The organism is Ruegeria sp. AJ12, from assembly GCF_056536245.1.
On the sequence record NZ_JBQFJJ010000001.1, the window covers coordinates 1,671,934 to 1,690,481 of the forward strand.

Here is an 18,548-nt window from a genome sequence, read left to right on the forward strand (position 1 = left end):
GAGATGTCTGAGTTGAAGAAGAAGTGTAACTTGGTAATTCTGTTGTCTTGCTTCCTAAGCGTACAGACAGAAGTACTTGCAAATCCATTGGATAAATCCGAAGTTTATGAGGACATCATAGGACGATGTGAAAATGTTGTGAGTTCGCGCAATACAGGCGCTGTTTTGGATTTGGAGCAGTTCTCCAAACGAAAGCAGTTTCCACAATTGAGGTTGCCTGGCAAAAACTTGCATCAAACGTTGTTCAAACACCCAAGTCACGAAACGTCGATAGTGGTTGTCGAGCGAGAAACTGATGGCTCGACCATTGAGTGGTCCTGCGGTTTTCTCACGGACTTTATGGATGACACAGAGGTCGAAGAACTTTCTCAATGGGTCTTCGAGTATTTTGAGAAAAAAGTTGAAGCGGGCACCTACGACCACTTGCCCAAGGAGAGAAAGTCTTCCATCAGCACCATCGGCAGCTGTGATCTTGGTTATTTGGTTGATGTCTGGCAGACGCGCAAATTCAAGGATTCAAGTGCACTTAAAATCGATGTCACTGAGCTAAGTTGTCCTTTAATGTCCTGATTTGGTACTGGTATTTCCTCTTCCTTTTTTTTTCGCCTGCATCTCGGTGAATTTGTGCCCCTGCCTTGAAAAAGACTGCTTAAGTTTCGTGCTTTATCCGTTTCAAAGCGGAAATTTCGCCGTTGCCCATCCCCCGTACGCCCCGTTCCCAAGCCCTAAACTTCTTTCCCTCATAACTCCTTTCAACAAGCCGGGCAGAGCGGCGGCAGAAAGGAGCACAGATGGTATTCGATTTCTTGCGTCGTGGATCGGCTGGCGAGGCGCCCGAGGCGAAGGCGAGCGCGGCGGGGCCTGTGGTGGCCTGGCAGACGGGGGGACGCGTGGCGTGGAGCCCTCGGGATGCGGTGTCGCTGACGCGGACGGGGTTTTCGGGGAACCCGGTGGGGTTTCGGTCCGTCAAGTTGATTGCCGAGGCGGCGGCGGCGTTGCCTCTGGTGCTGCAGGATCAGGCGCAGCGCTATGACGTGCATCCGATCCTGTCCCTCATGCGGCGTCCAAATGCGGCGCAGGGGCGGGCAGAGTTGATGGAGGCACTGTTTGGGCAGTTGCTGCTGTCGGGCAATGCCTATGTCGAGGCTGTCCAGACTGATGAAAGTCTGCCGGTTGAGCTGCATGTCTTGCGCTCGGACCGGATGAGTGTCGTGCCGGGTGCAGATGGGTGGCCCAAGGCGTATGATTACGCGGTCGGCGGCAAGAAGCACCGGTTCGCGGCGGAAAACATCTGTCATATCAAATCGTTCCACCCGCAGGATGACCACTATGGGTTTTCGCCGATGCAGGCGGCGGCGATGGCGATTGATGTGCATAACAGCGCGTCTCGGTGGTCGAAATCGCTGCTGGACAATGCGGCGCGGCCTTCGGGGGCGCTGGTGTGGAAGGGCGATGGCCATGGGGTGATGGCCGAGGATCAGTTCCGCCGGCTGTCCGATGAGATCGAGCAGAACTATCGCGGGGCGCGCAATGCGGGGCGACCGATGGTTCTGGAAGGAGGGCTGGATTGGAAGCCGATGGGTTTCTCGCCCTCGGATATGGAGTTTCAGAAGACCAAGGAAGCCGCCGCCCGCGAGATCGCGCTGGCCTTTGGGGTCCCACCGATGTTGCTGGGGATTCAGGGCGACGCGACCTATTCGAACTATCAGGAGGCTAACCGGGCGTTCTATCGCCTGACCGTTCTGCCCCTAGTGACGCGGGTGGCGGCGGCGGTGTCGGAGTGGCTGGCGGGTTTTACCGGTGAGGAACTGGCGCTGAAGCCCGATCTGGATCAGGTGCCTGCGTTGGCCGCCGAACGGGATGCACAATGGGCGCGGGTCAATGGGGCTGAGTTCCTGAGCGATGCCGAGAAGCGCGCATTGCTGGGGCTGCCGGAGCGTGCGGATGGGTGACGGGTATCCTCCGTTCGACTGCGCGCCGGGTCTGCGTCTGGCCGCGCATGAGCGGGTGGCCGAGATCCAGCACGCGCATTTGTGCAGGCGGTTGGATCAGATCGAAGAGATGATGGAGCGGTTGGAGCGGCGGTTATGGCTGACAGTCTATGGAGTGGCGGCGGTGATCCTGGCGCAGGCGTTTCAGTCATTCCTTGTGGTGTCGCCATAAAGTCAATGGGTTACATGGAGAAGTTCATGGATTTGGAACACAAGTTTGCACGGTTCGGAGACGGGCTTTCGGTCACCGATGATGCGGTGATCGAGGGGTATGCCAGCCTGTTCGGGCAGGTCGATCAGGGCAGCGACGTGGTGCAACGCGGGGCGTATCGCGGCTCGCTTGAGGGGCTTAAGGCCGCTGGTCAGCGGGTCAAGATGCTGTGGCAGCATGACCCGGCGCAGCCCATCGGTATCTGGGACGAGGTGCGCGAGGACAACACCGGCCTGTGGGTCAAGGGGCGTCTGTTGGAAAGCACCCAGAAGGGCCGCGAGGCGGCGGAGCTGATCCGGGCGGGCGCGATGGATGGCCTGTCGATTGGCTATCGCACCAAGCGGGCTGTGAGGAATGACAAGGGCCAGCGGGTCCTGACCGAACTGGAGCTGTGGGAGGTGTCGCTAGTGACGTTCCCGATGCTGCCCAGTGCGCGGGTGGCGGCAAAGGGGAGCGACCCTGAAGCCGAGGACACCTGGCGCAGTATCGCCGAGGTGTTTGACCACGCCCGGCAGGAGCTGGCGCGGATCTAGCGCGCCTCAAACCCCACCGAAAAACAGGACATGCTGATGAGCAAGACCGAGAGCCCGGCCTTGACCGGAGAGGGTGCGCCCCTGGTTCAGGAGGTGAAGCAGGCGATGGCTGGCTTCGTGAATGAATTCAAGGGCCTGAAGGCCGAAGTTAAAACCAAATTGCAACAGACAGAAGAGCGACTGACCATGTTGGATCGAAAATCAATCACTGCGGCGCGCCCGCATCTTTCGGCTTCGATGGAAGACGGTGCGCCGCATCAAAAGGCCTTTGACGCTTATGTGCGTTCAGGCGATGACGACGCGTTGCGCGGCCTCGAGATGGAGTCCAAGTCCCTGTCGAGCACGGTCAACAGCGAGGGTGGCTATCTGATAGACCCGCAAACCGCCGAGACCATCAAGTCAGTGCTGAATTCTACGGCGTCCATCCGGTCGATCGCGTCTGTCGTTAACGTCGAGGCGAACTCGTTCGACGTTCTGATTGACCACACCGATCTCGGAGCCGGCTGGGCGGATGAGACCTCGGCCTCTGCCGAGACCACGACCCCGATGATCGACCGTATCTCGATTCCGCTGCATGAGTTGAGTGCATTGCCCAAGGCCTCGCAGCGGCTGCTGGATGACAGTGCATTTGACGTCGAAGGCTGGCTGGCGGGTCGCATCGCCGACAAGTTCGCCCGGGCCGAGGCGGCCGCCTTTATCGCTGGTGATGGCGTGGACAAGCCCAAGGGCCTCATGATTCACCGCGCTGTGTCCGAAGACACCTGGTCCTGGGGCAGCCTCGGCTATGTTGCCACGGGCATTGACGGCGGCGTTGATGCCGATGCCATCGTTGATGTGGTTTATGCGCTGGGCGCACAGTACCGCGTCAATGGCACATTTGTCATGAACTCGAAAACCGCCGGCTTGATCCGCAAACTGAAGGACAGCGACGGCCGCTTCTTGTGGTCGGATGGTCTGGCGGCCGGCGAACCGGCCCGTTTGATGGGCTATCCGGTTCTGATCGCCGAGGATATGCCGGACGCGGCAACAGACAGTATCTCGATTGCCTTCGGCGACTTTCAGGCAGGTTACACCATTGCCGAACGCCCTGATCTGCGCGTGTTGCGCGATCCGTTCAGCGCCAAGCCGCATGTTCTGTTTTACGCGACCAAGCGCGTGGGTGGCGACGTGAGCGATTTCGCTGCGATCAAGCTGGTGAAATTCGGCATCGCATAAGCGGTGGCGAAGCCGGGGCGCGGGCAATCTGCGCTCCGGACGGCGGGCGCGGGCCGGGGTGAGATCCCCTGCGTTGTCTAGCTGCTCCCCTCCGTCCGAGCAACGTGGGGCGGCGCGTGCCCGTCATTTTCCAAGGATGCGGCCCCTGGAGGGGACCGAGATTGCGGAGTGAATGGATGATGTTGATCGAAGAGACCGCCATCGCGGATGCGGCGCTGCCGGTGGATCAGTTCAAGGCGCATCTGCGGCTGGGCACAGGGTTTGCCGAAGATAACGTGCAGGATGACGTGCTGAAGGGTTTCCTGCGCGCGGCGATGGCGGCCATCGAGGCGCGCACGGGCAAAGTGCTGATTACGCGGGAGTTTTCGTGGACCCTGAACGCGTGGCGCGATCGGGCCGGCGAGGTCTTGCCCGTGGCGCCAGTCAGGTCTGTCGATGACGTAACGATGAGCGATGCGTCGGGCAGTATAAGTGCCCTGGAAGACAGCGTCTATCGGCTAGAGCAGGACAGTCAGCGCCCGCGGTTGCGACCGATGAGTTCGGCTCTGCCCGCGATTGCCACCGGCGGATCAGTCAAGATTACGTTCACCGCCGGTATGGCGCCAGACTGGGACGGGTTGCCGGCGGATCTGGGCCAGGCGGTGCTATTGCTGGCGGCACATTACTATGAATATCGCGACGAAACAGCGCTGAGCGACGGGTGTATGCCGTTTGGCGTGACCAGCCTGATTCAGCGGTACCGCCTGGTGCGCTTTGGCGCCGGTGTAACGCAATGAGCGCGCCGAATTTGAACCGAAAACTGGTGCTGGAGGCACCGGTCAGGGTAGCCGATGGTGCGGGCGGCTATACGGAATCCTGGCAAGCCCTGGGAACGCTGTGGGCCGAAGTGACCGCGCGGAGCGGCGCGGAACGTGCAATCGCAAGTGTTCCGGTGTCCCGGGTCGGCTACCGCATCGTGGTGCGTGGTGCACCTGCGGGATCAAGCATGCGCCCGGCAACGGATCAACGGTTTCGCGAAGGAGAGCGCCGCTTTGTTATCCGCGCCGTGGCGGAACATGACCTGCGCGGTCAATACCTGACCTGCTTTGCAGATGAAGAGGTGGCGTCATGAGTTACGGAGTTTCAGCTGCTTTGCAGGCTGCGGTGTTTCAGCAGCTAACGGCGGATACCGAGGTCGACGCACTGTCCGGCGGCGCGATTTACGACGCAATGCCTGCAGGGGCCATCCCCCAGACCTACGTCATGTTGGGCCCAGAAGAGGTCCGAGAGGCCTCAGATCGGTCCGGAGCAGGTGCGATACATCGGTTCACGGTGTCCGTGGTTACCGAGGTCGCAGGATTCAGCGTGACCAAAACACTGGCCGGAGCGGTCTGCGATGCGCTGGAAGACGCGCCTCTGAACCTCAGCCGGGGTCGCCTGGTCGGGCTGTGGTTCGAACGCGCCTCGGCCCGGCGGACGGGAACCGGCGGTGCGATCCGCCAGATCGACCTGAGATTCCGCGCCCGCGTGGAAGACGACTAAGCAATCATTGGAGAGAGCATATGGGTGCCCAGAACGGAAAAGACCTGTTGGTCAAAGTGGATATGAATGGCTCGGGCCTGTACGAAACCATCGCGGGGCTGCGCGCGACGCGGGTCAGTTTTAACGCGGAAAGCGTGGACGTCACCAGCCTTGAAAGCCAGGGCGGCTGGCGCGAGCTGCTGTCCGGTGCGGGTGTCAAATCGGCGGCAATTTCGGGCTCCGGCGTGTTCAAGGACGCGGGTACCGATGAACGGGCGCGCCAGTTGTTCTTTGACGGCGAGACACCCGGTTTTCAGGTGATCATCCCCGATTTTGGCATCGTTGAGGGGCCGTTCCAGGTGACCGGCATCGAATACGCGGGCTCGCACAACGGGGAAGCCACCTATGAGATGAGCCTGGCAAGTGCCGGTGCTCTGACCTTTACGGCGCTTTGATCAGATGGCCAATCCGTGGACGGGCGAGGTGGCGCTGACCATCGATGGGGAACGGAGGGTGCTCAAGCTGACGCTGGGTGCCTTGGCGGAATTGGAACAGGAACTGGGTGCAAGTTCGCTGATTGAGCTGGTTCAGCGGTTCGAGGGCGGAGCCTATTCCAGCAGCGATGTGTTGGCTCTGATCGTGGCGGGACTAAAGGGCGGTGGGGTCCCGGTCAGCCGAGCCGATTTGCTGTGTGCGGACATCGAGGGCGGACCGATGGCGGGTGCGCGAGCGGCCGCTGAACTGCTGGCCCGGGCATTCATGGTAACGGCGCAATCATGAGCGGGTTCGACTGGCCTGCGCTGATGCGTGCCGGATTTGTGGGGTTGCGTCTGACGCCGGAGCAATTCTGGCGTCTGACCCCGGCTGAGTTGCGACTGATGCTGGGGCAGGGCGCGGGGATGCCCGCAATGAATCGTGCCGGTCTGGATGCGCTGTTGGCGGCCTACCCGGACAAGACAAAAGGAGAACATGATGACGGATCGTGACGGGTTTGACGACCTGCAGGAACGGGGCGATGCGCTGGGCGATTCGCTGGCGGATGCGGCGTCGATGGCTGCCGCTTTTGATGGGCAGATGAAGCGGATCAGTGCGGCCTTTGAAGAGACCGGCAAGGATGTTGCCACGCTTGAGCGTGGCATGTCCGGCGGGCTGCGCAAAGCGTTTGATGGCGTTGTCCTGGACGGAATGAACCTCTCGGATGCGCTGGATGTATTGAAGAACTCGATGATCCGAACGGCCTATTCGGCGGCCATCAAACCGGTGACGGACCATTTCGGCGGGATGCTTGCGAATGGGATTGGCGGTCTCGTGCAGGGGATTTTGCCCTTCGCCGATGGCGGCAGCTTTTCCCAGGGACGCGTCATGCCGTTTGCCAATGGTGGCGTGATCAGCGGGCCGACCACGTTTCCGATGCGCGGCGGCACGGGTCTGATGGGCGAGGCGGGACCAGAGGCGATCATGCCATTGGCGCGCGGGCCAGACGGCAAGCTGGGTGTGCGCAATTCCGGCGGGGGCCGGGCCGTGAATGTTGTGATGAACATCACCACGCCCAACGTGCAGGGGTTTCGCCGCAGTCAGGGCCAGATCGCGGCGCAGATGAGCCGTGCACTGGGCCGCGGCAATCGCAACAGGTAATTCCGGGAGACAATCATGAATTTTCACGAGGTGAGATTTCCGGCCAGCCTGAGCTTTGGCTCGGTTGGTGGGCCGGAACGGCGCACGGACATCGTGACGCTGGCCAATGGGTTCGAAGAGCGCAACACGCCCTGGGCACATTCCCGTCGGCGTTACGATGCGGGTCTGGGAATGCGGTCTCTGGACGATATTGAAGCGCTGATCTCGTTTTTTGAGGCGCGCCAGGGTCAGATGTTCGGGTTCCGCTGGAAGGATTGGTCCGATTTCAAATCCGGGGCCGCGACCGCAGATGTCGACAAAGGGGATCAGGTTATTGCTCGCGGCGATGGCACGCGCACCGAGTTCCAACTGGTCAAGACCTACAGTTCTGGCGGGGTCAGTTATGTCCGGCCTATTGCCAAACCGGTACTGGGCACGGTTCGGCTGGGCATCGATCAGGATGAGATGCGCGAAGGGGTTGATTTCGAAGTGGATCTGAACCGAGGGTCAGTCATTTTCTCCGATCCGCCGCCGGAGCAGGTCGAGATCACCGCCGGGTTTGAGTTTGACGTACCAGTGCGGTTCGACACGGACAAGATTCAAACCAGCGTGGCCAGCTTTCAGGCGGGCGACGTTCCGAATGTGCCGGTGGTCGAGGTGCGGGTCTGATGAGCGGGGACACTCAAGGATTGCAGGCCCATCTGCAAAGCGGGATGACCACCGTCTGCCGGTGTTGGGCGATCACGCGCTCCGATGGGCAAACGTTCGGCTTTACCGATCACGATCTGGAGCTGCGCTTTGAGGGGGTGTCGTTCAAGGCCAGCACGGGCCTGACTGCGGCTGCAATCGAACAGGCCACGGGACTGTCGATTGACAATTCCGAGGCCATGGGCGCCTTGTCGGATGCGGCGGTCCGCGAGGAGGATATTGAAGCGGGTCGGTTTGACGGGGCCGAGGTTCGGGCGTGGCTGGTCAATTGGGCGAACACCGATCAGCGCACGCTGCAATTTCGAGGCTCGATTGGTGAACTGCGTCGCGCCGGTGGCGCATTTCACGCCGAACTGCGCGGGTTGACCGATCTGCTGAACCGCCCGCTGGGGCGCGTGTATCAGAAGCCCTGCACTGCAGTGCTGGGAGACGAGGCCTGCGGGTTCAACACGGGTGCACCGGGTTATTGGGTCGAGGCGGAGATATCCGGTTTTGACGGTGGAACGCTGCTGCGCCTGACAGGCGGCGAAACCGCTGATGATGGCTGGTTCGAGCGCGGCAGGCTGGACGTTGTGTCGGGTCAGGCAGCCGGGCTTTGGGCGTCGGTGAAACAGGACCGTCGCATTGAAAGTGGGCGCGAGATTACCTTGTGGTCCGGTATCGGCGGCGGTCTGGCTGTCGGAGATCGTGTGAAACTCACTGCAGGTTGCGACAAGCGCATGGAGACCTGCCGGTTGAAGTTTAACAATTTGCTGAATTTTCAGGGTTTTCCGGATCTTCCGGGCGAAGACTGGGTGATGGCTGTTCCAAAGAAGAACAGCCCGAACACGGGGGGCAGCATTCGGTGACGATACGAAGACAGGATATTGTGGATGAGGTGCGTCTTTGGTTGGGAACGCCTTATGTGCATCAGGCCTCTCTCAGAGGGGCTGGTGCGGATTGCCTTGGCCTGCTGCGCGGGGTGTGGCGCGCGCTTGTCGGGGATGAACCGGAGACCGTGCCAGCATACAGCATGGATTGGTCCGAGCCGCAGGGTGAAGAGCGCATGTGGGCGGCCGCGCGACGCCATTTGATCGAAAAACCGGCCCAAACAATTGCGGCAGGAGATGTGTTGCTGTTTCGCATGCGGGACAGGAGCGTGGCCAAACATGTTGGGATTGTCAGCGACGCGGGTCCTGAGACTCGCTTTATCCACGCTTATTCCGGGCACGGCGTCGTCGAAAGTGCCCTGAGCGAACCCTGGCGGCGCCGGGTCGTCGCCTGTTTCGAATTTCCGTTGGGGGAACTCTGATGGCTACAATTCTTCTTTCTGCCGCTGGTGCCGCCCTTGGGGGCTCGATCGGGGGCACGGTGGCCGGTCTGTCGACCGCGATCGTTGGGCGCGCGGTTGGAGCTACCTTGGGCCGTGTCATCGATCAGCGGTTGATGAGCCAGTCCGTGATGGGTGGCGGCAGCGACGTGGTCGAAACCGGGCGACTGGACCGGTTTCGTCTGACAGAAACCGGCGAAGGTGCCCCCGTGGCCACCATTTTCGGTCGCATGCGCGTTGGCGGGCAGGTCATCTGGGCGTCGGACTTTTTGGAGACCCGCAGCACCTCGACCACCACTCAATCAAGCGGCGGGGGCAAAGGGAAACCAAAACCGCCAGAGGTCACTACCGTTACCTACAGTTACTCAATTTCGCTGGCCATCGCTGTTGGTGCCGGTGAAATCGCCGATATCGCGCGCATTTGGGCCGATGGTGAGGAGTTGGAGCGCGTTGGCCTGAACATGCGCGTCTACAATGGGACGAAAGATCAGTTGCCCGATCCTCTGATCGAGGCGATTGAAGGCGCAGGCAGTGTCCCGGCGTATCGCGGGACAGCGTATGTTGTGATCGAGGATTTCCAGCTTGCGGCATTCGGCAACCGCGTCCCGCAATTCTCTTTTGAGGTCGTGCGACCTGTGCAACCCGAGATGCCCGACCACGCGGAGGACTTGTCTAGAACGGTTCGGGGCGTGGCCTTGATACCCGGAACGGGCGAATACGCGTTGGCCAGCAGTCAGGTGAACTACGCCAAGGGGCGGGGCAAAAGCTGGGCGGCGAATGTGAATTCCACCTCTGGCTTGCCGGATCTGATCACCTCGACTCGCGCCCTGGAAAAGGAGTTGCCGGGCTGCCACGCGGCCTCGCTGATCGTATCCTGGTTTGGGAATGACCTTCGATGCGGGACTTGCCAGATCACGCCGAAAGTGGTGCGTGACGACGTTGACGGACAGAATATGCCGTGGTCCGTGTCCGGACTGAACAGGACATCGGCGGACGTCGTCGCGCATCAGGATGACCGCCCGGTCTATGGCGGCACACCGGCGGATGCCGCTGTGGTTCAGGCGATCCGACATCTGAAAGACACCGGCAAACGCGTGATGTTCTATCCTTTCATTCTGATGGATCAGTTACAGGGCAATGGACTGCCTGATCCATGGTCGGATGCGGCGGATCAACCGCATCTGCCATGGCGCGGACGGATCACGCTGGACGTGGCGCCGGGGCGGGAGGGGTCCCCGGACCAAACGGCTGAGGCAGAGACGCAGGTGGCTGCGTTTTTCGGATCTGCGCGTGCCGGCGATTTCGTGATCGGCAACGGGACAGTCAGCTATCGTGGGCCCAGCGAATGGGGGTTGCGTCGGTTTATTCTCCACTATGCCGCGCTGTGTCAGGCGGCTGGTGGTGTGGAGGCCTTCTGCATCAGTTCGGAAATGCGAGGCTTGACGCAGATTCGCGGTTTGTCCGGGTTTCCGGCGGTGGCGCGGCTGAAAGAACTGGCGGCGGAGGTCCGTCAGCTTCTGGGTCCGGATACCAAGATCGGATATGCGGCGGACTGGAGTGAGTATTTCGGTTACCAGCCCACCGGCAGTGGTGACAGGTATTTTCACCTCGACCCGCTATGGGCCGATGACAACATCGATTTCGTCGGCATCGACAATTACATGCCTTTGTCGGATTGGCGCGACGGCGAGGATCATCAGGATGCGGCCTCCGGCTCGATCTACGATCTGGCGTACCTGCGCAGCAATATCGAAGGCGGCGAGGGGTATGAGTGGTTCTACGCGTCTCCGGAAGAGGCGGCCGCGCAGATCAGGATGCCCATTGAAGATGGTGAGCATAACGAGCCGTGGGTCTGGCGGTACAAGGATGTGCGCAATTGGTGGTCAAATCTCCATCACGAGCGGATCGGAGGTATTCGGCAGGCGAACCCGACCGATTGGGTGCCAGGTTCAAAACCCATCTGGTTCACGGAATTGGGGTGCGCAGCAGTCGACAAAGGCACCAATCAGCCGAACAAATTTCTCGACCCGAAATCTTCCGAGTCCAGCCTGCCGCCGTATTCCAACGGTCTGCGCGATGATTTCATCCAGAATCGGTATCTAACGGCGATGCTGGGGTACTGGGGTGATCCACTGATCAACCCGATCTCGGACGTCTATGGTGGCCCTATGGTGGATTTGGACAATGCCTATGTCTGGGCCTGGGACGCGCGTCCTTATCCAAGCTTTCCCAACCTGCGCAGCCAATGGAGCGATGGTGAGAATTACGCCCGTGGTCATTGGGTGAACGGACGGTCCGGCAGCCGAACTCTGGCGTCGGTTGTAACGGAAATCTGCCATGGGGCCGGGGTCACGGATATCGACGTTTCGGCGCTCTATGGTGTTGTCCGCGGTTATGCCATCGAAGATGTCACGGACGCACGATCAGCGCTGCAGCCGCTCATGCTGCGTTACGGTTTCGACGCCATCGAGCGCGATGGGGTCTTGAGATTCCAAATGCGCAGCGGTCGCGGCGCAGTGGATGTGAACCCAGAACATCTGGCGGTCAGTTCAGACATTGATGGCAGCGTCGAATACCGACGCGAGGCCGAAGCGGAGATGACAGGTCGAGTCAGGTTGCGTTTTGTCCAATCCGACGCCAATCACGATCTGGTGGCCGAAGAGGCGGTGCTGCCCGACAGCCGCACGCACGCGGTCTCTATCAACGAGATGCCGCTGTCGATGACGCGTGCGGAAGGGCGGCAAACGGTGGAACGCTGGCTGAGCGAAGCGCGGGTTTCGCGCGAAACCGCACGTTTCGCTCTGCCGCCGTCGCTGATGCATCTGGGCGCAGGGGATGTCGTGCGTCTGTCAGGGGAAGAAACGGGCGCGCTCTATCGGATTGACCGCTTGGAAAAGGCCGAAATGCAATTGGCAGACGCGGTGCGCATCGAACGCGGGGTGTACACGCCCACCGGGTTGCCGGAAGATGCGGTGGCGGCAAAGCCTTTTGTTGCGCCGGTTCCCGTTGTCCCGGTTTTTCTGGATCTGCCGCTGATTACCGGATCCGAGGAACCGCACGCGCCGTATCTGGCAGTCTCTGCGGATCCCTGGCCCGGCAGTGTTGCCGTTTATGCCTCGGCCAGCGACGAGGATTATGTGCTGCGGGATGTGATTGCGGGGCAGGCTGTCGTCGGGTTCACGGAAACGCCGCTGAACCGGGCGAGTTCCGGGCTTTGGGACGAAGGCGCTGGCCTGCGGGTGAACCTGATCGACGGGGTGTTAGAATCCCGCCCGCGCACGGCGTTGTTGAACGGTGCCAACCTAGCCGCCATCGGGGACGGTACCCCGGGAAACTGGGAGGTTTTTCAATTCGCGGACGCCGCGCTTCAGGACCCGGGCATCTACACTCTGTCCGGCAGGTTGCGCGGACAGTTGGGCACAGATGCCGTGATGCCTGATACCTGGCCTGCGGGGTCAATGTTCGTGTTGCTGGATGAGCGCGTGTATCAGACCAGCCTGCAACGGACCGAGCGGCGCGTGGCCAAACACTACCGCATCGGGCCTGCGACACGCGGTTATGATGATCCGTCCTATGAGCATCTGGTGGAGGCGTTTGACGGTAACGGGTTGCGCCCTTACGCACCGGCGCATCTGCGGGTCAGTTCATCAGCATCCGGAGATGAATTCTCATGGATCCGGCGCACCCGGATTGATGGGGATGACTGGGCCGCTTTGGATGTTCCGCTTGGTGAAGAAAGCGAATCCTACCTGTTGCGCATCCGCGCCGATGGCGCCCTGCTGCGCGAAGTCGTGGTCGCGGCCCCGCAATGGCTGTACACGCCGGATCAAAAGGCGGCGGATGGTCTGAACGGTTCTTTTGAGGTCGAAATCGCGCAGATTTCGTCCACATACGGTCCTGGTGCGACAGCGCGGTTGGCGGTCGGGTCAGGCATGTGATGCGACCTTTGTAGCATGGTGATGTCAGCACTGCGGCACGCGCCCTTTTGGCCGTGCCGCAACCTGGTCGAGCGCGGCTGTGCCTTCGGATGATTGCCGAAGCTGAGCTGGCAGACGCGCATGTGGCGGCGGCGCGTAAGCGGTTCTTGTGGGAGGAGCCCGGATTCGGTAACCTCCAGTATTGTCAATGTTTTGAAGTGGTTCTGTGAGGCCTGATACGGTTTCACCTCAGCCGGCAGCGCAGCTGACGCATTTGCTGGCCGCCAGGTCCAGGTTCAGCCGACCCTGCGGAATCTCATCGCCGCAATCCTCGCAATAGCCGTACTCATCTTCCTTGATGCGGTTCAGAGCGGCGTTTAGTCGGCGCACCTCGAGATCGCGATTGGCCTGCTGGGCCTTGGCCATTGCCTGGTTTTGCAGCGCGTCCATTCGACTGAGCCGCCCAACGGCCTGTTGGTCCAACTCAACGATAGCCTGCGCCTGCTGACCCGAAGCGGACTGGGCTTCCAGTTCCGCCAGCCGATTGCGGATTTGAGCCTCAAAATGCGCGCGTTGGGATTCATTCATTTTCGTTGCTTCGGCGATCACGGGTTTGCGTTTGGCCTTTTTGCCACTAAATGGCATTCTAGGCGCAGCAAAGGATCAAAAGCCATGTTTGAAACGCGCAGCCAGGTTACGTCCGTCGATCCGGTCTGGGATCGCATCACCTCTGAGGCCACAGCGGCCGTCGAGAAAGAACCCCTGATGGGTGGGCTGGTGCACGCCTGTATCCTGCACCACCGCAGTCTTGAACGCGCATTGTCGTACAGAATCTCTGCAAAACTGTGTTCAAACGAAATGTCCATGATGGTTCTGCGCGAAATCGTGGATGAGGCCTATGCCGATGATGCCAATCTGATCGAAGCCGCCCGAGCCGACCTGATGGCCGTATATGAGCGCGATCCGGCCTGCCACCGTCTGCTGCAGCCGATTCTGTATTTCAAAGGGTATCAGGCGATGCAGGCCTATCGCGTGGCGCATTGGCTGTGGCGCAAGGGCCGTCATGATCTGGCGTATTTCTTCCAGATGCGCTCGTCTGAGATTTTTGGCATCGACATTCACCCAGCCGCGCAGATCGGCAAGGGCATCATGATCGACCACGCACATTCCATCGTCATTGGCGAAACGGCTATAGTTGGCGACAATGTCTCGATGCTGCACTCGGTTACGCTGGGCGGGACGGGCAAGGAAGAGGAACAGCGCCATCCGAAAATCGGCAATGGCGTTCTGATCGGGGCCGGGGCCAAGGTTCTGGGCAATATCGAAGTGGGTCATTGCAGCCGTATCGCTGCCGGATCGGTGGTGCTGCAGGAGGTTCCCGCCTGCAAGACGGTTGCCGGTATCCCGGCCAAGATCGTCGGTGAGGCGGGATGTGATCAGCCGTCGATCTCGATGGATCATATGCTGGGCAAGGACCAATAACCCGAGTTGAATGAAAAAAAGCCGCCTCGAAATCCGAAGCGGCTTTTTTGTTTGTGTGATGGTCGGTTCAGGCCAGCATGACCATCGGGTTTTCGAGGTTGTCCACGATGGCTTGCAGCAGTTGCGCCCCAAGCGCACCATCGATCACCCGGTGATCGACTGACATTGTCACTGACATCACGGTTGCAACCGTCAGCTCTCCGTCATCGCCAACGACAGGTTTCTTCAGGCCGGTTCCGACGGCCAGAATGCCTGCATGCGGCGGGTTCACGATAGCGTCAAAATTGTCGATACCGAACATGCCGAGGTTCGAAACCGCGAAAGTGCCGCCCTGATATTCATGCGGGGCCAGCTTGCGTTCGCGGGCACGGCCCGCGAGGTCTTTCATCTCGGTCGAGAGCGCCGAAAGCGATTTGGTGTCGGCATCCTGCAGGACAGGGGTAAACAGACCGCCCTCGATGGCCACGGCCACCGCAACATCCGAAGGTTTGAGCTGCAGGACCCGGTCACCCGCCCAGACTGCGTTGCATTCGGGGACCTGTTGCAGCGCGTTGGCGACGGCCTTGATGATGAAATCGTTGACGCTCAGCTTCACACCGCGCGCTTCGAGTTGCTTGTTCAACTGGCTGCGGAACTTCAGCAGGGCGTCCAGTTTGATGTCGCGGCGCAGGTAGAAATGCGGGATGGTCTGCTTGGCTTCGGCCAGGCGAGCCGCGATGGTTTTGCGCATGCCGTCGAGCTTGACCTCTTCATACTCCCGGCCTTCGTACATGCGCGCGACCATATCCGCAGAGGGTCCGGATGGCGCGGGGGCAGCGGCGGACGCGGAGGCGGCCTGTGCCGGTGCTGCAGCCGGAGCGGTCGCGGTTGCGCCCTCGACATCGACCTTGACGATACGGCCATGCGGACCCGAACCGGTGATCTGCGCGAGGTCCAGCCCTTTTTGAGCAGCGATGCGGCGCGCGAGCGGGGACGCAAAAATGCGACCGCCATCCGACTTGACCGGTGCCGCCGGAGCGGGGGCGGGCGCCTCGGGTGCCGCTGGGGCGGCAGCCTCGTTGCCCGCAGCGGCCGCAGGCGCAGCCGCCGGTGCCGCAGCAGGCGTTGCGCCAATGTCGTCGACGCTTTCCCCCTCTTCCAGAAGGACCGCTATGGCGGTGTTGACCTTGACGCCTTCGGTGCCCTCGGCGATCAGGATTTTACCGACAGTGCCCTCGTCAACGGCCTCGAACTCCATGGTCGCCTTGTCGGTTTCGATCTCGGCCAGCAAATCCCCGGAGGAGACGGTGTCGCCCTCTTTGACCAGCCATTTTGCAAGCGTGCCTTCCTCCATCGTCGGTGACAGGGCAGGCATCAGGATTTCGGTGGGCATCTCAGCGCTCCTCAATCAGAGTAATTTGGTCGTAGGGCGCTTTGGGGCGCCCCGTGCCACGTGCGAGAGTCGCAATCGCGGCTTCGATTTGTTTCTTGTTCTCAGCCATCCATTCATAGGCTGTCTGGTGGGATGGGCGCGTGCCGATCAACCGCATATCCGCCGCCAGCCGTTCGGGAACCATCGCCGTGACGGTGCGGTTGTCGATATTGATATCGACACGGTAGCATTCGGTTGCTGGATCGCGGCCCCTGATCTCCATCACGTTACCGGTAGGTCACCTGTTTCACCGCCGCAATCACCTCATCCGTGGTGATCAGGGCCAGTTTCTCCAGGTTCGCAGCATAGGGCATCGGGACATCCTTGCCGGTGAGGTTGATCACCGGGGCGTCCAGATAATCGAACGCTTGCTGCATCACCACCGAACTGATGTAGCTGCCAACGGACCCTTGCGGCCAGCCTTCTTCGACAGTCACCAGCCGATTGGTTTTCATGACCGAATTGATGATCGCGCCAGTGTCCATTGGACGGATGGTGCGCAAATCGATGACCTCGGCACTGATCCCTTCCTCGGCCAGTTTGTCGGCGGCTTCCAGCGCGTATTGCATGCTGATGCCGAAACTGACGATCGTGACATCCGCGCCTTCGCGCCAGACACGCGCCTTGCCCAGCGGGATGGTCAGGTCGTCAACCTGCGGCACGTCAAACGAGCGGCCATACAGGATTTCATTTTCCAGGAAGATAACCGGGTTGGGATCGCGGATGGCGGACTTCAAAAGACCTTTGGCGTCAGCCGCCGAATAGGGCATCACAACCTTGAGACCCGGAACCTGCATGTACCAGGCCGCGTAATCCTGCGAGTGCTGGGCCCCAACGCGGGCGGCCGCGCCGTTGGGTCCACGGAAGACGATGGGACAGCCCATCTGGCCCCCGGACATGTACAGGGTCTTGGCGGCAGAGTTGATGATCTGATCCATCGCCTGCATGGCAAAGTTGAAGGTCATGAATTCGACGATCGGTTTCAGACCACCAAATGCGGCGCCTACACCGATGCCGGCGAACCCGTGTTCGGTGATCGGGGTGTCGATCACGCGTTTTGCGCCAAACTCGTCAAGCAAACCTTGCGAGACTTTGTAGGCCCCCTGGTATTCGGCGACTTCTTCGCCCATCAGGAAGACGTCTTCGTCGCCGCGCATCTCTTCGGCCATGGCGTCGCGCAAGGCTTCGCGTACAGTATGCTGCGCCATTTCGGCATCTGCAGGCCAGTCGGGCGACAGGTCTACCTGTGGCGCGGCGGGTGCCGTTGCGACAGGAGCGGGCGCCTCAACCGCCGCAGGGGCGGCCTCGGTGACCGCTGCGGCTGCCGGTGCAGCCGCGGGCAGGGCGGAGGCGTCTTCACCCTCTTCCACCAGGATCGCGATGGCGGTGTTGACCTTGACGCCTTCGGTGCCTTCGGGGATGAGGATCTTGCCGACGATGCCTTCATCGACGGCCTCGAACTCCATCGTGGCCTTGTCGGTCTCAATCTCGGCCATGATATCGCCGGAGTTTACGGTATCGCCTTCCTTGATCAGCCATTTGGCCAATGTGCCTTCTTCCATCGTGGGCGAAAGCGCGGGCATGAGAATTTCGGTTGCCATGTCTGTTCGTCCTCTCAGGCGTAGATATCGGTCCAGAGCTCGTCCAGTGACGGCTCGGGGCTTTCTTTCGAGAATTCGGCGGCCTGGTTCACGACTTCCTTGATTTCCTTGTCGATGGCCTTCAGATCATCCTCGGTCGCATGTTTTCCCGTCAGAAGCAGTTCGCGCACGTGATCGATCGGATCGCTCTGTTCGCGGACTTTCTGCACCTCTTCCCGGGTTCGATACTTGGCCGGGTCAGACATTGAGTGACCGCGATAGCGGTAGGTGCGGATTTCCAGAATGTACGGCCCCTTGCCGGCCCGGCAGTGGGCGACGGCGGTTTCACCCGCCGCTTTGACGGCCAGAACATCCATGCCATCGACTTCCTGGCCGGCGATGCCATAGGCGGCACCGCGTTCCCAGAAATCGGGGCTCTTGGTGGCGCGTTTGACGGAGGTGCCCATGGCGTATTGGTTGTTTTCGATCACAAACACCACCGGCAGCTGCCAGAGCTCGGCCATGTTATAAGTCTCCGCGACCTGACCCTGGTTCGCGGCCCCATCGCCGAAATACGTAAAGGTAACGCGGTCGTTGCCTTTATACTTGTCCGCAAATGCGAGCCCGGCCCCGATCGGCACCTGAGCGCCCACGATACCATGCCCGCCATAAAAGTGCTTTTCCTTCGAGAACATGTGCATCGAGCCGCCTTTCCCCTTGGAATAGCCGCCCTCGCGTCCGGTAAGCTCTGCCATGACGCCGTCCGGGTTCATGCCACAGGCCAGCATATGGCCGTGATCGCGATATGAGGTCACGCGCTTGTCGCCTTCCTCGGTTGCGGCCTCGAGCCCGACAACAACAGCCTCCTGCCCGATATAGAGGTGGCAGAAACCGCCGATCAAACCCATCCCATAAAGCTGACCGGCCTTTTCCTCGAATCGGCGGATCAGGAGCATTTCGCGGTAGTAGGTTTTCAGCTCTTCCGCAGAAACGTTTGGTTTCTTTGTGGTTTTTCGCGCAGCCATCGTGGCGATCTCCCCCTTCCGGACAGATAGTTTAGCGTTAAACTATCTCTTA

General features: G+C 60.6%; 22 protein-coding genes and 1 pseudogene. 18 read left to right on the forward strand and 5 right to left on the reverse strand.

What is annotated here, in order from left to right:
- Positions 1–87 precede the first annotated feature (87 nt).
- The 17 genes and pseudogenes from ACR3E0_RS08465 to ACR3E0_RS08545 all read left to right on the forward strand — a co-directional run.
- Entirely contained in the window at positions 88–570 is a 483-nt protein-coding gene (locus ACR3E0_RS08465) for a hypothetical protein (RefSeq protein WP_480478024.1), read from the forward strand.
- Positions 571–791: 221 nt separating this feature from the next.
- On the forward strand, positions 792–1,952 hold the full coding sequence (locus tag ACR3E0_RS08470; protein WP_480478026.1) for a phage portal protein: 1,161 nt from the start codon (positions 792–794) through the stop codon (positions 1,950–1,952).
- Positions 1,945–2,163 carry a GTA head formation protein, RCAP_rcc01685 family gene (locus tag ACR3E0_RS08475; protein ID WP_480478028.1) on the forward strand — a complete coding sequence of 73 codons (219 nt, stop codon included), beginning with the start codon at positions 1,945–1,947 and terminating at the stop codon, positions 2,161–2,163. The genes ACR3E0_RS08470 and ACR3E0_RS08475 overlap by 8 nt, the downstream gene beginning before the upstream one ends.
- Before the next feature lie 26 nt (positions 2,164–2,189).
- Positions 2,190–2,735 carry an HK97 family phage prohead protease gene (locus ACR3E0_RS08480; RefSeq protein ID WP_480478030.1) on the forward strand — a complete coding sequence of 182 codons (546 nt, stop codon included), beginning with the start codon at positions 2,190–2,192 and terminating at the stop codon, positions 2,733–2,735.
- A gap of 36 nt (positions 2,736–2,771) precedes the next feature.
- The gene (locus ACR3E0_RS08485; protein WP_480478032.1) at positions 2,772–3,950 is read left to right on the forward strand and encodes a phage major capsid protein; all 1,179 of its coding nucleotides are present in this window, start codon (positions 2,772–2,774) and stop codon (positions 3,948–3,950) included.
- Between the two features lie 176 nt (positions 3,951–4,126).
- The gene (locus ACR3E0_RS08490) at positions 4,127–4,726 is read left to right on the forward strand and encodes a head-tail connector protein (RefSeq protein WP_480478034.1); all 600 of its coding nucleotides are present in this window, start codon (positions 4,127–4,129) and stop codon (positions 4,724–4,726) included.
- Complete coding sequence (locus tag ACR3E0_RS08495; protein ID WP_480478036.1) at positions 4,723–5,061, forward strand: phage head closure protein; 339 nt, start codon at positions 4,723–4,725, stop codon at positions 5,059–5,061. The genes ACR3E0_RS08490 and ACR3E0_RS08495 overlap by 4 nt, the downstream gene beginning before the upstream one ends.
- Positions 5,058–5,471, forward strand: coding sequence for a DUF3168 domain-containing protein (locus ACR3E0_RS08500; RefSeq protein WP_480478038.1), 414 nt, complete (start codon positions 5,058–5,060; stop codon positions 5,469–5,471). Before ACR3E0_RS08495 ends, ACR3E0_RS08500 begins: the two co-directional genes overlap by 4 nt.
- A gap of 20 nt (positions 5,472–5,491) precedes the next feature.
- Positions 5,492–5,905 carry a phage major tail protein, TP901-1 family gene (locus tag ACR3E0_RS08505; RefSeq protein ID WP_480478039.1) on the forward strand — a complete coding sequence of 138 codons (414 nt, stop codon included), beginning with the start codon at positions 5,492–5,494 and terminating at the stop codon, positions 5,903–5,905.
- Between the two features lie 4 nt (positions 5,906–5,909).
- Positions 5,910–6,230 carry a gene transfer agent family protein gene (locus ACR3E0_RS08510; RefSeq protein ID WP_480478041.1) on the forward strand — a complete coding sequence of 107 codons (321 nt, stop codon included), beginning with the start codon at positions 5,910–5,912 and terminating at the stop codon, positions 6,228–6,230.
- The gene (locus tag ACR3E0_RS08515; RefSeq protein WP_480478043.1) at positions 6,227–6,436 is read left to right on the forward strand and encodes a rcc01693 family protein; all 210 of its coding nucleotides are present in this window, start codon (positions 6,227–6,229) and stop codon (positions 6,434–6,436) included. Before ACR3E0_RS08510 ends, ACR3E0_RS08515 begins: the two co-directional genes overlap by 4 nt.
- Entirely contained in the window at positions 6,423–7,085 is a 663-nt protein-coding gene (locus ACR3E0_RS08520) for a phage tail tape measure protein (RefSeq protein ID WP_480478045.1), read from the forward strand. The genes ACR3E0_RS08515 and ACR3E0_RS08520 overlap by 14 nt, the downstream gene beginning before the upstream one ends.
- Before the next feature lie 15 nt (positions 7,086–7,100).
- Entirely contained in the window at positions 7,101–7,733 is a 633-nt protein-coding gene (locus ACR3E0_RS08525; RefSeq protein ID WP_480478047.1) for a phage distal tail protein, Rcc01695 family, read from the forward strand.
- Complete coding sequence (locus tag ACR3E0_RS08530) at positions 7,733–8,620, forward strand: DUF2163 domain-containing protein (protein ID WP_480478049.1); 888 nt, start codon at positions 7,733–7,735, stop codon at positions 8,618–8,620. Before ACR3E0_RS08525 ends, ACR3E0_RS08530 begins: the two co-directional genes overlap by 1 nt.
- Complete coding sequence (locus ACR3E0_RS08535; RefSeq protein WP_480478051.1) at positions 8,617–9,063, forward strand: NlpC/P60 family protein; 447 nt, start codon at positions 8,617–8,619, stop codon at positions 9,061–9,063. Before ACR3E0_RS08530 ends, ACR3E0_RS08535 begins: the two co-directional genes overlap by 4 nt.
- Positions 9,063–13,019, forward strand: coding sequence for a baseplate multidomain protein megatron (locus ACR3E0_RS08540; protein ID WP_480478053.1), 3,957 nt, complete (start codon positions 9,063–9,065; stop codon positions 13,017–13,019). Before ACR3E0_RS08535 ends, ACR3E0_RS08540 begins: the two co-directional genes overlap by 1 nt.
- A gap of 26 nt (positions 13,020–13,045) precedes the next feature.
- Positions 13,046–13,228: pseudogene (locus ACR3E0_RS08545) on the forward strand (DUF7742 family protein); the annotation flags it as partial.
- 19 nt (positions 13,229–13,247) lie between these two features.
- Here the strand turns inward: ACR3E0_RS08545 and ACR3E0_RS08550 are convergent.
- A complete protein-coding gene (locus ACR3E0_RS08550) occupies positions 13,248–13,586 on the reverse strand; it encodes a TraR/DksA family transcriptional regulator (protein ID WP_480480991.1) in 339 nt (112 codons plus the stop codon).
- An 84-nt stretch (positions 13,587–13,670) separates the two neighbouring features.
- Here ACR3E0_RS08550 and cysE point away from each other — a divergent pair, with 84 nt between their 5' ends.
- Complete coding sequence (gene cysE / locus ACR3E0_RS08555) at positions 13,671–14,480, forward strand: serine O-acetyltransferase (protein WP_480478055.1); 810 nt, start codon at positions 13,671–13,673, stop codon at positions 14,478–14,480.
- A 67-nt stretch (positions 14,481–14,547) separates the two neighbouring features.
- Here the strand turns inward: cysE and ACR3E0_RS08560 are convergent, their stop codons facing one another.
- Genes ACR3E0_RS08560 through pdhA form a run of 4 tightly spaced genes read right to left on the reverse strand, consistent with a single transcriptional unit; the run spans position 14,548 to position 18,496 of the window.
- Complete coding sequence (locus tag ACR3E0_RS08560) at positions 14,548–15,852, reverse strand: pyruvate dehydrogenase complex dihydrolipoamide acetyltransferase (protein WP_480478057.1); 1,305 nt, start codon at positions 15,850–15,852, stop codon at positions 14,548–14,550.
- A gap of 1 nt (position 15,853) precedes the next feature.
- Entirely contained in the window at positions 15,854–16,114 is a 261-nt protein-coding gene (locus ACR3E0_RS08565) for a hypothetical protein (protein ID WP_480478059.1), read from the reverse strand.
- Between the two features lie 4 nt (positions 16,115–16,118).
- A complete protein-coding gene (locus ACR3E0_RS08570; protein ID WP_480478061.1) occupies positions 16,119–17,492 on the reverse strand; it encodes a pyruvate dehydrogenase complex E1 component subunit beta in 1,374 nt (457 codons plus the stop codon).
- Positions 17,493–17,506: 14 nt separating this feature from the next.
- Positions 17,507–18,496, reverse strand: a complete 990-nt coding sequence (pdhA, locus tag ACR3E0_RS08575; RefSeq protein ID WP_480478063.1) for a pyruvate dehydrogenase (acetyl-transferring) E1 component subunit alpha — start codon at positions 18,494–18,496, stop codon at positions 17,507–17,509.
- Positions 18,497–18,548 lie beyond the last annotated feature (52 nt).

Excerpts from the sequence above, each read along its gene's own strand:
- ACR3E0_RS08470 (WP_480478026.1), top strand. The coding sequence starts at position 792 with ATGGTATTCGATTTCTTGCGTCGTGGATCGGCTGGCGAGGCGCCCGAG.
- ACR3E0_RS08475 (WP_480478028.1), top strand. The coding sequence starts at position 1,945 with ATGGGTGACGGGTATCCTCCGTTCGACTGCGCGCCGGGTCTGCGTCTG.
- ACR3E0_RS08480 (WP_480478030.1), top strand. The coding sequence starts at position 2,190 with ATGGATTTGGAACACAAGTTTGCACGGTTCGGAGACGGGCTTTCGGTC.
- ACR3E0_RS08485 (WP_480478032.1), top strand. The coding sequence starts at position 2,772 with ATGAGCAAGACCGAGAGCCCGGCCTTGACCGGAGAGGGTGCGCCCCTG.
- ACR3E0_RS08490 (WP_480478034.1), top strand. The coding sequence starts at position 4,127 with ATGATGTTGATCGAAGAGACCGCCATCGCGGATGCGGCGCTGCCGGTG.
- ACR3E0_RS08495 (WP_480478036.1), top strand. The coding sequence starts at position 4,723 with ATGAGCGCGCCGAATTTGAACCGAAAACTGGTGCTGGAGGCACCGGTC.
- ACR3E0_RS08500 (WP_480478038.1), top strand. The coding sequence starts at position 5,058 with ATGAGTTACGGAGTTTCAGCTGCTTTGCAGGCTGCGGTGTTTCAGCAG.
- ACR3E0_RS08505 (WP_480478039.1), top strand. The coding sequence starts at position 5,492 with ATGGGTGCCCAGAACGGAAAAGACCTGTTGGTCAAAGTGGATATGAAT.
- ACR3E0_RS08510 (WP_480478041.1), top strand. The coding sequence starts at position 5,910 with ATGGCCAATCCGTGGACGGGCGAGGTGGCGCTGACCATCGATGGGGAA.
- ACR3E0_RS08515 (WP_480478043.1), top strand. The coding sequence starts at position 6,227 with ATGAGCGGGTTCGACTGGCCTGCGCTGATGCGTGCCGGATTTGTGGGG.
- ACR3E0_RS08520 (WP_480478045.1), top strand. The coding sequence starts at position 6,423 with ATGACGGATCGTGACGGGTTTGACGACCTGCAGGAACGGGGCGATGCG.
- ACR3E0_RS08525 (WP_480478047.1), top strand. The coding sequence starts at position 7,101 with ATGAATTTTCACGAGGTGAGATTTCCGGCCAGCCTGAGCTTTGGCTCG.
- ACR3E0_RS08530 (WP_480478049.1), top strand. The coding sequence starts at position 7,733 with ATGAGCGGGGACACTCAAGGATTGCAGGCCCATCTGCAAAGCGGGATG.
- ACR3E0_RS08540 (WP_480478053.1), top strand. The coding sequence starts at position 9,063 with ATGGCTACAATTCTTCTTTCTGCCGCTGGTGCCGCCCTTGGGGGCTCG.
- ACR3E0_RS08550 (WP_480480991.1), bottom strand. The coding sequence starts at position 13,586 with ATGAATGAATCCCAACGCGCGCATTTTGAGGCTCAAATCCGCAATCGG.
- cysE (WP_480478055.1), top strand. The coding sequence starts at position 13,671 with ATGTTTGAAACGCGCAGCCAGGTTACGTCCGTCGATCCGGTCTGGGAT.
- ACR3E0_RS08560 (WP_480478057.1), bottom strand. The coding sequence starts at position 15,852 with ATGCCCACCGAAATCCTGATGCCTGCCCTGTCACCGACGATGGAGGAA.
- ACR3E0_RS08565 (WP_480478059.1), bottom strand. The coding sequence starts at position 16,114 with ATGGAGATCAGGGGCCGCGATCCAGCAACCGAATGCTACCGTGTCGAT.
- ACR3E0_RS08570 (WP_480478061.1), bottom strand. The coding sequence starts at position 17,492 with ATGGCAACCGAAATTCTCATGCCCGCGCTTTCGCCCACGATGGAAGAA.
- pdhA (WP_480478063.1), bottom strand. The coding sequence starts at position 18,496 with ATGGCTGCGCGAAAAACCACAAAGAAACCAAACGTTTCTGCGGAAGAG.